The sequence below is a fragment of the Ruegeria sp. AB10 genome, assembly GCF_056542745.1.
Genome location: NZ_JBQGAI010000007.1, coordinates 128,885 through 140,397 on the forward strand (window position 1 = coordinate 128,885; position 11,513 = coordinate 140,397).

The following is an 11,513-nucleotide window of genomic DNA, read 5'->3' on the forward strand; positions in this document are numbered from 1 at the left end:
CTGTCGGGGCGGCGGATCAGGTCAGGAATGTTATTCCGGCGAGGATAACTCCTGCAATGAAAAGAGTTTCTACGACGATCAGGGCGATTGCAGCGCCGCCGACCGACAGGATCTGTTTCAGGTTGGTCTTCATGCCGACCGCGGCGATGGCGATCAGCAGCAACCAGCGCGAGATTTGGCTGAGCAGGTCCGAGACGAAGGGTGGGATCAGCCCGAACGAGCTGGCCCCGGCCAGAACCAGAAAGCCCACCACAAAGCTGGGCAGGATCGGGGGGCGCTTTCCCGCCTCGTCCATGTCGGTGACGCCACGGATGATCAGCGAGGCGACCAGAACCACCGGCGCCAGCATCGCCACGCGGAACAGTTTTACCAGTGTCGCGGTGTCGCCGGTCTGTTCCGAAATCGAGAACCCAGCGCCCACCACCTGCGCCACGTCGTGGATCGTGCCGCCCAGGAATACGCCGCCTGCCACGTCGCTCATGCCCAGCATGCGCACCAGAATGGGGTAGGCGATCATCGCGATGGTCGACAGCACGGTAACGCCCAGAACGGTGAAGATCAGCCGTTCCTCGGACCGTTCGTCCTTGGGCAGGATGGCGCTGATCGCCATCGCCGCCGATGCCCCGCATATCGCAACCGACCCTGCGGTCAGAAAGGCAAAGCGCCATTTATGGCTAAAGAACCGTGCGATCAGCAGGCCAAAAGCAATCGTGGCCAGCACGCCACCAACGACCAATGCGATCAGGTCCCAACCCAGCCCCATCATCAGCGTCATCGATACGCGCACGCCCAAAAGCGCCACGCCCAGACGCAACAGCGATTTCGCGGCAAAACCGATGCCGGGAACGGTTTTGCCCTCTTCCCCCAGAAAGCTGAGCGCGATGCCCAGCAACAGCGCCATCAGCATCGCGGGCGTAGCGTAGTGTTCTGACAGGAACTTGGCGGTCACGGCAACGGTCATTGCCACCAGCACGCCGGGAAACAGGGTGCGGATCGTCTGCGATGCGTTTGCGTCCAAAAGAGACGTAAATTCGGTCTTTGCCAGCATCTACCCGACAGGCCTTCTGGAAAAAGTTGCGGTAACGGCGGGCAGGCCGCCGGGGTTGTTCGGTGGCAGGGTCAACGCGTCTCCGGCTTGGATTTGGCGTGTTGAGCCTGCACGGTCGTCACGGCGATCATGTGCAGAATGTCTTCGGCGGAACAGCCGCGCGACAGGTCGTTTGCCGGTTTGGCCAGCCCTTGCAACACCGGGCCGATCGCCTCGACCCCGCCGATGCGCTGGGCGATCTTGTAGCCCAGGTTTCCGGCGTTCAGGCTGGGAAAGACAAAGACATTCGCCTCACCTTTCAGGGGCGAGTCCGTGGCCTTCTGTGCCGCGATCTCGGGCACAAAGGCTGCATCAAACTGCAACTCTCCGTCGATCAGCAGCGCCGGGTCCTTTTCGCGCGCGATATGCGTGGCTTCGACGACCTTGGAAACCTTGGCATGTTCGGCGCTGCCAGAGGTGGAAAAGGACAACATCGCAACGCGCGCGGTGTCGCCGGTCAGGGTCTCGTAAGACGCGGCCGACGCGCGGGCGATCTCGGCCATTTCCCGTGCGTCCGGGTCAACGACCAGGCCGCAATCGGCAAAGATGCGGGCGCCTTTGACCTCGTGATGATCCTTGCAGAACAGCATCAGGAAAAAGCTCGAGACCATCGCCGCATCCGGCGCGGTGCCGATGATCTGCAACGCGGCGCGCACGGTGTCGGATGTGGTTTCAACCGCACCGCCAACAGTGCCGTCGGCAATGCCCTGCTGCACCAGCATGGCGGCATAGGTCAGCCGGTCCGTGATCTGCTGCCGCGCGTCTTCCAGCGTCATCCCCTTGTGCTTGCGCCGTTCGTACAGCGCCTGCGTCAGATCGGGCGTTAGTTCAGATTTGGCAGGATCGTGGATTTCGATCCGTTCAGGATCGTAGCCCTCGTGGGCCTCCAACAAGGCCGAAACTTCGGCCTTGTTGCCAATCAGGATGATCCGCGCGACGTTCTCTTTCACGGCCATGACCGCGCCTTCGACAACGCGGGGATCATCGCCCTCTGCCAGGGCGATGATCTTGTCAGAGGCGCTTGCCGTCCCGAGAATGGCGCGCAGAGGCTTCACGCCGATTAGGCCCCGGCCTGAGGGGTCATGTCGCCCGCGCTGACGCCGGCAACCTCGACAGGCCTCTTCATCGCGTCACGGCGGAAGGGCTCACCCAGTTCCTGGTTGATCATCGCCTCGATCAGGGTGGTGATGCCGTTCTTTTGATCCTCGATGGCCTGATTCAGGGCTGCGGTCAGCTCGTCCTGAGTGCGGGCAACGACGCCTTTCAGTCCACAGGCCTGCGCGATACCGGCGTAAGAGACCTTGGTGTCCAGCTCGGTGCCAACGAAGTTGTCGTCAAACCACAGGGTCGAGTTCCGCTTTTCCGCGCCCCACTGGTAGTTGCGGAAGACGATCTGGGTCACGGCGGGCCATTCGTCGCGGCCGATTGCGGTCAGCTCGGTCACGGCGATGCCAAAGGCCCCGTCGCCCGAGAAGCCGACCACGGGCGTATCCGGGCAACCGATCTTGGCGCCGATCACCGATGGCAGGCCATAGCCACAGGGGCCGAACAGGCCGGGGGCCAGGTATTTGCGGCCTGCCTCAAAGGACGGATAGGCGTTGCCGATGGCGCAGTTGTTGCCGATGTCGGACGAGATGATCGCCTCTTTCGGCAGCGCGGCCTGAATCGCGCGCCATGCCATGCGTGGGCTCATCCAGTCGGGCTTGGCAGCACGGGCGCGTTCGTTCCAGGTGGTGCCCGGATCGTCCTGCTCGTGATCCATCGAGGTCAGCTCTTGCGCCCAACGCGACTTGGTTTCCGCGATTTTCGCCTTGCGGGCGTCGCGGCCTTCGTCGCCTGCGGTGTCGGAAAGCTGTGCCAGGATATTGGTTGCAACGGTGGCCGCGTCGCCAACGATACCGACCGAGACTTTCTTGGTCAGACCGATGCGATCCGGGTTGATGTCAACCTGAATGATCTTCGCCTCGGTCGGCCAGTATTCCAGACCGTAACCGGGCAGGGTCGAGAACGGGTTCAGACGGGTGCCGAGGCACAGAACAACGTCGGCCTCCTTGATCAGCTCCATCGCGGCTTTCGAGCCGTTATAGCCCAACGGACCGGCAAACAGCGGGTGCGAGCCGGGGAAGGCGTCGTTGTGCTGGTAGCCGACGCACACGGGGGCGCCCAAACGCTCGGCCAGTGCTTTCGACGCCTCGATGCCACCTGCGGACAGAACCGTACCGGCGCCGTTCAGGATAACCGGGTTCTTGGCACCCGACAGCAGCGCGGCGGCTTCTGTAACGGCAGCGGCGCCGCCAGAGGGCAGCTCGAAATCGACAACGGCAGGCAGTTCGATGTCGACGACCTGAGTGAAGAAATCACGCGGCACGTTGATCTGCGCCGGGGCCGAGGCGCGCTTGGCTTTGGTGATCACGCGGCTGAGGACTTCGGCCATCCGCGACGGGTCGCGTACTTCTTCCTGATAACAGACGCAGTCCGCGAACATGCGCATCTGCTCCATCTCCTGGAAACCGCCCTGGCCCATGGTCTTGTTCGCGGCCTGCGGTGTGACCAGCAGCAGTGGGGTGTGGTTCCAATAGGCGGTTTTCACGGCGGTGACAAAGTTGGTGATGCCGGGGCCGTTCTGCGCGATCATCATCGACATCTTGCCGGTGGCACGGGTGTAGCCGTCGGCCATCATCCCGCCCGAACCTTCATGCGCGCAATCCCAGAACGTGATGCCAGCTTTCCCGAAAATATCCGAGATCGGCATCATGGCCGAACCGATGATGCCAAAGGCATGTTCGATCCCGTGCATTTGCAGAACCTTAACAAAGGCCTCTTCCGTGGTCATTTTCATCTGACTGTTCTCCGCGCATAGCTAGGTTGAGCCGGGCCATCAGCCCGACGTTTGAATACGGTTTAGGCGCAAGGGACCCGGCGGCGTTAGGGCCAGAATTTGCGGCGGAATAGGTCCAGAATTGTCTCAGCCGGCGCGAATGGCGTCGGCGATCAGCGTAACACCCGGCGCGATGCGGTCCTGCGGGATCGAGGAATAGCCCAGGCGATAGAAATTCTGCGGGCGGTCCGGCCCTGAAAAGAACGGCGCGCCGGGCTCGATATGAACGCTTTGGCCTTGCAAGGTGCGGGCCAGCCCGGTCGTGTCGATATGTTCGGGGGCCGACATCCACAGCGAGGAGCCGCCCAGAATGCCACGCCCGGCCACGGTCAGGCCGTGCTCTTCGATGGCGTTGTCCAATGCTTCGCGCCGTTGCGCCAGAACCTTGGACATGCGCCTGATCTGCGCGTCGTAGTGGCCCAGCGACAGGAAATAGGCTGCCGTGCGCTGGATATGGCCGGGGGGGTGGCGCAATACCAGAGACCGCAGTGCCCGCGCCTCGCGGATGAACGGCTCGGACCCGACCATGTAGCCAAGCCGCAATCCCGGAAACAGCGATTTCGAGAAGCTGCCCACATAGATCACCCGCCCATCCCGATCCATCGACTTCAACGCAGGGGACGGCGCGCCCAGAAAGGCCATTTCGAACTCATAGTCGTCCTCGACCACCATCGCATCCAGTTCACGCGCCCTCTCCAGCAGCTTGTGCCGGCGGTCGACCGGCATGGTTGAGGTCGTCGGGCTTTGGTGGCTGGGCGTGGTGAAGATGACGTCTGTATCCTCGGGCAGTGCATCCGGCGGAAGCCCGTCGCGATCAACCGGCAGCGGGGTGACGTCGCAATCCCAACAGTCCAAAAGGCTGCGCAGGGCGTAGTAACAAGGGTCTTCGATCACTGCCGTCCGGTTGTGGGTCAGCAAGATGCGCGACGCCAGCCACAGCGCGTTCTGCGCGCCCATGGTGATCAGAATCTCTTCGGGGCGGGCAGCGATACCGCGGCGGGGCAGGGTGTGGCGGGCGATGAACTCGACCAGCAGCGGGTCGTCCTGATCGACGTAATCAGCGGTCAAGGAATCGAAATCCTTGTGGCCCAGCGCCCGCACGGCACACAGGCGCCAGTTGGCATGATCGAACAGGGTACGGTCGGCCTGTCCATAGATGAACGGATAGCGATAGTCGCGCCAGTCGGCCGGTTTCGACAGCACATCGCGCCCCGAAAACCGCCGGGCCAGCGCTGCGTCCCAATCCACGGTTTCGGTGCCCCGCTGAACAGGGGAGTATTTCGGCGGCACCGGCGCGTTTTGCGATACATAATACCCCGACCGGCCTTTGGCCGTCAGGTAATCGTTGGCCAGCAGCTCGGTATAGGCCAGCGTCACCGTGATCCGGCTAACGCCCAGATGCGCAGCCAGTTTGCGGGACGAGGGCAGCTTTTCCCCGACATGAAACCTGCCGGACAGGATGCCTTCGGCGATCATCTGCTGGATTTGCGCCTGCAGCGTGCCTTGCCCGTTCAGCTCAAGAAAGAAAGTGTCGACCGATATTGCCATAGGCTCTTATAGATTGGACTTATGGGGTGGGCAATCTGGACTTAAGCAATTCTCGAGAATTCGTGATGCGGGTGGTTGACCCAGCGATCTGATTAAACTAAATAACCATAAATCTAGTTTAATGGAGTAAATGAGATGTGGGAAACCGCTGCAGCAGGATTTTCGGCCATGGGCTCCGAGGCGCGGCTGAAGGTTCTGAGAACGCTGGTCCGGGCCGGGCAGGCCGGTCTGACGGTCGGCGAGATACAGGAGAGGACGGGTATCGCCCCGTCGACTCTGGCGCATCACCTACGGTTTCTGGCCGCCGGTGGTGTGGTTGAACAAGAGAAAGTCGGGCGCAGCACGATCAACCGGGCCTGCTATGACGAGTTGAGAAATCTGGCACAGTTCATCCTTGCCGAATGCTGCGCGGACGAAGTGGGAAAGGCGGCGAACGATGGCTGAGCTGACGCAAAACCCCAAGGTTTCGGCCAAGACCGCGCTGGACTTGATCAAGACCCCCTGGGCGTTGATCGTGGCGATCCTGGTGGCCGTCGCCGTTCTGGACCCCGGCAACTGGACCGAGGTCGTGACCTTTGCCGGAAAGGCGCTGGCGCATACCGGCCAGTACATCCTGTTTGCCGTTCTTCTGCTGTCCTACCTCAAGGCAACTGGGGCCGAGGTGATGGTCGCGCGCGCCTTTGAAGGGCGCGAGACGCGGATGATCTTTCTTGCGGCGCTGTTCGGCGGGTTGGCCCCGTTCTGCTCCTGCGAGGTCATCCCGTTCATCGCCGGTTTGCTGGCGCTTGGCGCGCCGCTGTCTGCGGTGATGGCGTTCTGGCTCAGCTCGCCATTGATCGACCCGCCGACCTTGTTGATCACGGCGGGCGCATTGGGGTGGCCTTTTGCCATCGGCAAGGCCGTTGCCGCCGTCGCGTTGGGGCTGTTCGGAGGGTTCGTTGTGCGTGGCCTGATGCGCTCGGGTGCATTTGCCCAGCCTCTGCGCGAATACAAACCGGCAGGGTGTTGCGGATGCGGGCCAAAGCAGGATGACAAACCGGTCTGGCGGTTTTGGCAGGAACCCGAACGCCGTCAGCGGTTCCGGACCGAGTTTGTTCACAACGGGCTGTTCCTGCTGAAATGGCTGGCGCTGGCCTATGTGCTCGAGGCGCTGCTGGTCAGCTATGTTCCGGCGGACCTGATCGCCCGTGTGGTCGGCGGTGAAGGTGTCGTGCCCATCGTGATTGCTGCACTGGTCGGGATGCCGGCTTATCTGAACTCGTATGTTGCGCCGCCGCTGTTGGCCGGGCTGACGGAGCAGGGGATGAGCGCAGGTGCGGCGATGTCGTTCATGATCGCAGGCGCAGTCAGTTCGATCCCGGCGATGGCGGCGGTCTGGTCGCTGGTCAAACCCCGGGTCTTTGCAACCTATCTGGGGTTGGGGATCACAGGCGCCATCATTGCGGGCATCCTGTTCCAAATGATCTGAAGGAAAAACCGCCCGGTGTGACCACCGGGCGGTTTTGCTTATTGGTTGGCCTCGCAAAGGCTCGGCATTTTGAACCGATACCGAGGCTCACCACTTTCCACATAGACCCGTTTTTCGATGCAGGCGCTGGTGCCAACGGTTTGTGACACCCGGCCTTCGGTAGATGTGATCGACGTGGCAGACCCATCCGGCAGCTGAACCGAGGCGACGACGCCGTTGCTGAGATCGCCATTGATCGGGGTCGCAGACAGAACCGCGACGGTGATGAACGAATCATGCTCGTGTGCACCATTGTCATTCAACACCAAAAGCGCCGTTGCGATCGAGATCGTACCAACAACCGCCACGACCAGCAGGCCCCAGGTCTTCAGGAAGGCATAGATCGATACGGCACGGTGCGGGCCGAAGAATTTGGACAGGATGGTCAGCATGGTATTTCCGCAAAAAGCCCCGGCCTGATCGAACCGGGGCTGCCTGTGCATCAGGGGCGCAGATCGTCTTCGTCTTCGTCCTCGGCCCCGCCTTTGGGCAGGTTGAAGAAGCTGTCGGCATCGATGATCGGCTCTTCCTCGGCCTCTTCTGCCGGGTCGTCGGACAGCGAGAACGTTTCGAGACCTTCGATGGCGGTCGGGATCTTGGGTGCAGCGTCCATTTCCAGAGACTGTTCAGTCGAGACCAGCTTGCGGCGCTCGTCATCGCTCATGACGCCGCCTTCGGCGGCCTTCTTGGCGGCGGCTTTCTGCACAATCGCGTCCAGTTCCGACTGTTTGCACAGACCCAGAGCCACTGGGTCAATCGGCTGCATATTGGAGATGTTCCAGTGGGTCCGCTCGCGGATCGACTGGATGGTGGGCTTGGTGGTGCCGACCAGCTTGGCGATCTGGCCATCGCTGAGTTCGGGGTGGAACTTGACCAGCCACAGGATCGAGTTAGGACGGTCTTGGCGCTTGGACAGCGGCGTGTAACGCGGGCCACGGCGCTTTTCCTCGCCAGCAGCGGCGGCGTTGAACTTGAGCTTCAGCTTGTGCAGCGGGTTGTTCTGCGCTGCGTCGATCTCTTCCTGGGTCAGCTGGTTGTTGGCGATCGGGTCGAACCCTTTGACGCCTGCGGCCACGTCACCGTCTGCGATGCCCTGCACCTCAAGCTCGTGCATGCCTACGAAATCCGCGATCTGCTTGAAGCTGATCGTGGTGTTGTCCACCAGCCATACGGCTGTTGCCTTGGCCATAAGCGGTTTTGCCATCAGCCCGTCTCCTATAAATACATCTGTCCCGTCGCCGGAATTCGGCGGCCCCGTGGTCTTGGGGCAGGTTTCCGTTGTCGGGGAACTTGGGGCCTATATAGTCGCGGCACGGCAAGAAGGGAAGAGGCGAATGCGCTGCGCGGTTTTGGGGTTGATTATGGGGGTGTTCGGCGTGGCGGCAGCGCTGGCCGATGGCGAAAAGGCGGGGGAGTTCGACTATTACGTCCTGTCGCTCAGCTGGTCGCCCAACTGGTGCGCCCGCGAAGGTGATGCGCGCGGGTCGGACCAATGCGATGCGCGGCACGATCACGGGTGGATCCTGCACGGGCTCTGGCCCCAATACCATCAAGGTTGGCCCGCCTATTGCCGCACGCCCGAGGCGCCGCCGTCGCGCGGCATGACCCGCGACATGGCCGATATTCAGGGCTCATCCGGATTGGCATGGCATCAATGGAAAAAACACGGCACCTGTTCCGGCCTCAGCGCGCCCGACTACTTTGCGCTGTCGCGGCAGGCCTATGAGGGCGTTCAGCGTCCGCCTGTGTTCCGCAAGCTGGACGCGTCGGTCAAACTGCCCGCTTCGGTGGTGGAAGAGGCCTTTCTGAAAGCCAATCCCGTACTGGAGCGGGACATGATCACAATCACCTGCAATCAGGGCTACATCGAAGAGGTGCGCCTGTGCCTGTCGCGCGACCTTGAACCGGTGCCCTGTGGCCGGGACGTGATCCGCGACTGTGCGGCCAAGGATGCGCTGTTCGATCCGATTCGTTAGAGTTCCCGGTTCTGGCACTCGCGGGCGTATTCCAGCGCCTTGGCAGTGCCTTTGAGATCAATCGCCATCACCACTTCGCCCGCCGGGTTGTAAACGGTCATCGTCTTGTTCTGAGCGATCGCTTGGACGAAACTCCGGTCGGTGAAGAACACGGTCGCCCCCGGCACATCGCGCTGATTGAACCCGATGGCAGTGGCATCAAAGCTCTTGCCGTCCAGTTCGAACCGGATCGGATAGCTTTCGCCTTGTTTAATGTCGCCCCACGCCTTGTTGTAAACGGCGAAGTACCCGCGATTGTCCAGCGCGTCATAGCCGATCCGCACCACCGAGAGGTCCTGATACACCGTCTGGATCAAGCACCCGTTGCCGAGCGCCGGGTCCATCATGATGTTCCAGCCCTCAACAAAGCCTTTGTCGATGAGTTCCTGCGACATTGCTGCGGTTGCGGTGAAGGCGGCGAAGGTGAGGGCGAGAAGGCGGGGCACGGAAAAATCCTTTTTAAATCAAGTTGCCGCCCACTCTACCGGCAAACTGGTGTGGCCGAATAGCAAAAAAACCCAACAAGTTGTGACCGCTTTGCAAATTGATCAACTCCCGGCTTCCGTGCCGTTATATCGCCGCAATTTGAGCTTTCAGTGCTCGTATGGATCCGCTGCGCCGCTTTTCCCGATATGTCTGGCTGATCGTGAGCGACCTCCCACTGATAGGCTGGCGGCGATTGCTTCCGGCTTTAGTTCTGATCAGCGTCTGGACTGCTTTGACGTTCTTGCGTGTGCCGGAAGCCAAGTCGTTTGTTTGGGCCTGCATATTGGCGCAAGTGACTTTGATCTGGCGAATCCTGCCCACCACCGTGCGCAGGCAGGGAAAGGTCGCCAAAGACCTTAGAACCAATATGTGTGTAGTTCTGACAATTTGGCTGAGTGTTCTGGCCGTACAGATTTGTTTTATGAATCCTTTGATCAGCCACCGTATAGTCAGCATCTACTGCGGGCTTTACATCATCGTCATGGTTTGCGGCACAACTGGCGATGCAGTGTTTCTGGATCGATTTGCTCCGGAACCAAAAGACACTAAAGTTTCAACCGCATTTCGTGAGAATGTTATGAAATTGCAGGCGTTTGTCGCGTTTCTGGCTCTGATCGTTAACGAAACTTTGGTCAAAATAGAAGCGCCCTTGGGAGCACGCATTGCCACGTTTTCGCTGTTGCCGATCTTTCTATTTTATTTCTATGGCATCGCGTTGCGTTTGACATATCCGCCTCTGGATGAAGAGGAGTGAGGCGGCATCCCTGCCAGAGTACGTAAAGCCGAGAAACAGCGAAGGTTTTCGGGCAGTGGACTGGCCGCAACGGCTTTGCAACCGCCTAAAGTTCCTTCCGCGCCCTGAGCGCCGCCGTAATCGTCCCGTCATCCAGATAATCCAGCTCACCCCCAATAGGTACACCCTGCGCCAGTGAGGTCAGGCGGACCTGTCCCTCCAGTTGATCGGCAATGTAATGGGCGGTGGTCTGGCCATCGACGGTGGCGTTCAGCGCAAGGATGATCTCAGTGATCCCCTCGCCCATGACCCGGTCTTTGAGGCGGGGGATGCGCAACTCGTCCGGGCCAACGCCGTCCAGCGCCGAGAGTGTACCGCCGAGAACGTGGTAGCGACCTTTGAACACGCCCGCGCGCTCCATCGCCCAGAGGTCGGCGACATCCTCGACGACGCATAACTCACCGGTCGCGCGGGCCTCACTGTCGCAGATGTCGCAGATATCGGTGGTGCCGACATTGCCGCAGTTCAGGCATTCGCGGGCGGTGATGGCAACCTGCTGCATCGCATCCGATAGCGGTGTCAGCAGCAGGGCGCGTTTGCGGATCAGGTGAAGGACCGCGCGGCGGGCCGAGCGGGGACCGAGGCCCGGCAGCTTGGCCATCAGATCGATCAGGTTGTCGATATCGCTGTTCGAACTCACCGGGGATGCTCCTGCAAAAGGGCCGGGCAGGGGCGCCCGGCCGGTATTCCGTCAGGAGTGTCTATCAGAACGGCAGCTTGATGTCTGCGGGCAGGCCCATGCTTTCGGTCAGTTTTGCCATCTCGGCCTGCGAGCGTTCGGCCGCTTTGGTCTGTGCGTCCTTGATGGCGGCGAGGATCAGGTCCTCGACTACTTCCTTGTCGTCGCCGTTGAAGATCGACGGGTCGATGTCCAGACCTTTGAGTTCACCTTTGGCGGTGGCGGTTGCCTTGACGAGGCCAGCACCGGATTCGCCGACGACCATAAGGTTGTTCAGCTCTTCCTGCATTTCGGTCATCTTGGATTGCAAATCCTGCGCGGATTTCATCATCTTGGCCATGTCGCCCAGACCGCCGAGTCCTTTGAGCATCGTTTTTCTCCTGTGTATCGGTTTGCCGCCTAAATACGGATGCCAACCGCGCGGCACAAGGGCCGAGGATGCTCCCGCCCGTCGTCAAGGTCTTTGGCAAGACCTTTCCTCCCGTTGGGCCCGGCAGTGCAGGCAGACACCCCGAGATCG

General features: G+C 61.0%; 13 protein-coding genes. 4 read left to right on the forward strand and 9 right to left on the reverse strand.

The features are described 5' to 3' along the window. Positions 1-16 precede the first annotated feature (16 nt). The 4 genes from ACR0NT_RS14695 to pdxR form a co-directional block, all read right to left on the reverse strand. Positions 17-1,048 carry a putative sulfate exporter family transporter gene (locus ACR0NT_RS14695; RefSeq protein WP_170673209.1) on the reverse strand — a complete coding sequence of 344 codons (1,032 nt, stop codon included), beginning with the start codon at positions 1,046-1,048 and terminating at the stop codon, positions 17-19. Positions 1,049-1,119: 71 nt separating this feature from the next. Beyond that, positions 1,120-2,142 carry a phosphate acetyltransferase gene (pta, locus tag ACR0NT_RS14700; RefSeq protein ID WP_170446957.1) on the reverse strand — a complete coding sequence of 341 codons (1,023 nt, stop codon included), beginning with the start codon at positions 2,140-2,142 and terminating at the stop codon, positions 1,120-1,122. A gap of 5 nt (positions 2,143-2,147) precedes the next feature. Next, positions 2,148-3,926: a sulfoacetaldehyde acetyltransferase gene (xsc, locus tag ACR0NT_RS14705; RefSeq protein WP_170446955.1), complete on the reverse strand. Its 1,779-nt coding sequence runs from the start codon at positions 3,924-3,926 to the stop codon at positions 2,148-2,150. A 126-nt stretch (positions 3,927-4,052) separates the two neighbouring features. After that, positions 4,053-5,513, reverse strand: a complete 1,461-nt coding sequence (gene pdxR / locus ACR0NT_RS14710; protein WP_170673212.1) for a MocR-like pyridoxine biosynthesis transcription factor PdxR — start codon at positions 5,511-5,513, stop codon at positions 4,053-4,055. 135 nt (positions 5,514-5,648) lie between these two features. Here pdxR and ACR0NT_RS14715 point away from each other — a divergent pair, with 135 nt between their 5' ends. Beyond that, a complete protein-coding gene (locus tag ACR0NT_RS14715; protein ID WP_058283064.1) occupies positions 5,649-5,957 on the forward strand; it encodes an ArsR/SmtB family transcription factor in 309 nt (102 codons plus the stop codon). After that, the gene (locus ACR0NT_RS14720; protein ID WP_170673214.1) at positions 5,950-6,981 is read left to right on the forward strand and encodes a permease; all 1,032 of its coding nucleotides are present in this window, start codon (positions 5,950-5,952) and stop codon (positions 6,979-6,981) included. Before ACR0NT_RS14715 ends, ACR0NT_RS14720 begins: the two co-directional genes overlap by 8 nt. A 38-nt stretch (positions 6,982-7,019) precedes the next feature. On the opposite strand, the gene ACR0NT_RS14725 is transcribed toward ACR0NT_RS14720, so the two are convergent. Together ACR0NT_RS14725 and ACR0NT_RS14730 are read right to left on the reverse strand one after the other, a co-directional pair. Continuing rightward, positions 7,020-7,412 carry a hypothetical protein gene (locus ACR0NT_RS14725; RefSeq protein ID WP_170446949.1) on the reverse strand — a complete coding sequence of 131 codons (393 nt, stop codon included), beginning with the start codon at positions 7,410-7,412 and terminating at the stop codon, positions 7,020-7,022. Between the two features lie 50 nt (positions 7,413-7,462). Next, positions 7,463-8,224: a DUF1013 domain-containing protein gene (locus tag ACR0NT_RS14730; protein ID WP_170446947.1), complete on the reverse strand. Its 762-nt coding sequence runs from the start codon at positions 8,222-8,224 to the stop codon at positions 7,463-7,465. A gap of 130 nt (positions 8,225-8,354) precedes the next feature. On the opposite strand from ACR0NT_RS14730, the gene ACR0NT_RS14735 reads away from it, so the two are divergent. Beyond that, complete coding sequence (locus ACR0NT_RS14735; protein WP_170673217.1) at positions 8,355-8,996, forward strand: ribonuclease T2; 642 nt, start codon at positions 8,355-8,357, stop codon at positions 8,994-8,996. Here the strand turns inward: ACR0NT_RS14735 and ACR0NT_RS14740 are convergent. Next, on the reverse strand, positions 8,993-9,481 hold the full coding sequence (locus tag ACR0NT_RS14740; RefSeq protein WP_170446943.1) for a hypothetical protein: 489 nt from the start codon (positions 9,479-9,481) through the stop codon (positions 8,993-8,995). The genes ACR0NT_RS14735 and ACR0NT_RS14740 overlap by 4 nt on opposite strands. A 158-nt stretch (positions 9,482-9,639) precedes the next feature. Between ACR0NT_RS14740 and ACR0NT_RS14745 the strand changes: the two genes are divergently transcribed. Further along, the gene (locus ACR0NT_RS14745; protein ID WP_170446941.1) at positions 9,640-10,275 is read left to right on the forward strand and encodes a hypothetical protein; all 636 of its coding nucleotides are present in this window, start codon (positions 9,640-9,642) and stop codon (positions 10,273-10,275) included. A gap of 85 nt (positions 10,276-10,360) precedes the next feature. Here the strand turns inward: ACR0NT_RS14745 and recR are convergent, their stop codons facing one another. After that, on the reverse strand, positions 10,361-10,954 hold the full coding sequence (gene recR / locus ACR0NT_RS14750) for a recombination mediator RecR (protein WP_170446939.1): 594 nt from the start codon (positions 10,952-10,954) through the stop codon (positions 10,361-10,363). 64 nt (positions 10,955-11,018) lie between these two features. After that, entirely contained in the window at positions 11,019-11,363 is a 345-nt protein-coding gene (locus ACR0NT_RS14755; protein ID WP_170446937.1) for a YbaB/EbfC family nucleoid-associated protein, read from the reverse strand. Between the last annotated feature and the right edge of the window lie 150 nt (positions 11,364-11,513).

Bases quoted from the DNA above. Each gene is read 5' to 3' on its own strand.
- ACR0NT_RS14695 (WP_170673209.1), bottom strand. From the start codon at position 1,048: ATGCTGGCAAAGACCGAATTTACGTCTCTTTTGGACGCAAACGCATCG.
- xsc (WP_170446955.1), bottom strand. From the start codon at position 3,926: ATGAAAATGACCACGGAAGAGGCCTTTGTTAAGGTTCTGCAAATGCAC.
- pdxR (WP_170673212.1), bottom strand. From the start codon at position 5,513: ATGGCAATATCGGTCGACACTTTCTTTCTTGAGCTGAACGGGCAAGGC.
- ACR0NT_RS14715 (WP_058283064.1), top strand. From the start codon at position 5,649: ATGTGGGAAACCGCTGCAGCAGGATTTTCGGCCATGGGCTCCGAGGCG.
- ACR0NT_RS14720 (WP_170673214.1), top strand. From the start codon at position 5,950: ATGGCTGAGCTGACGCAAAACCCCAAGGTTTCGGCCAAGACCGCGCTG.
- ACR0NT_RS14725 (WP_170446949.1), bottom strand. From the start codon at position 7,412: ATGCTGACCATCCTGTCCAAATTCTTCGGCCCGCACCGTGCCGTATCG.
- ACR0NT_RS14730 (WP_170446947.1), bottom strand. From the start codon at position 8,224: ATGGCAAAACCGCTTATGGCCAAGGCAACAGCCGTATGGCTGGTGGAC.
- ACR0NT_RS14735 (WP_170673217.1), top strand. From the start codon at position 8,355: ATGCGCTGCGCGGTTTTGGGGTTGATTATGGGGGTGTTCGGCGTGGCG.
- ACR0NT_RS14745 (WP_170446941.1), top strand. From the start codon at position 9,640: ATGGATCCGCTGCGCCGCTTTTCCCGATATGTCTGGCTGATCGTGAGC.
- ACR0NT_RS14755 (WP_170446937.1), bottom strand. From the start codon at position 11,363: ATGCTCAAAGGACTCGGCGGTCTGGGCGACATGGCCAAGATGATGAAA.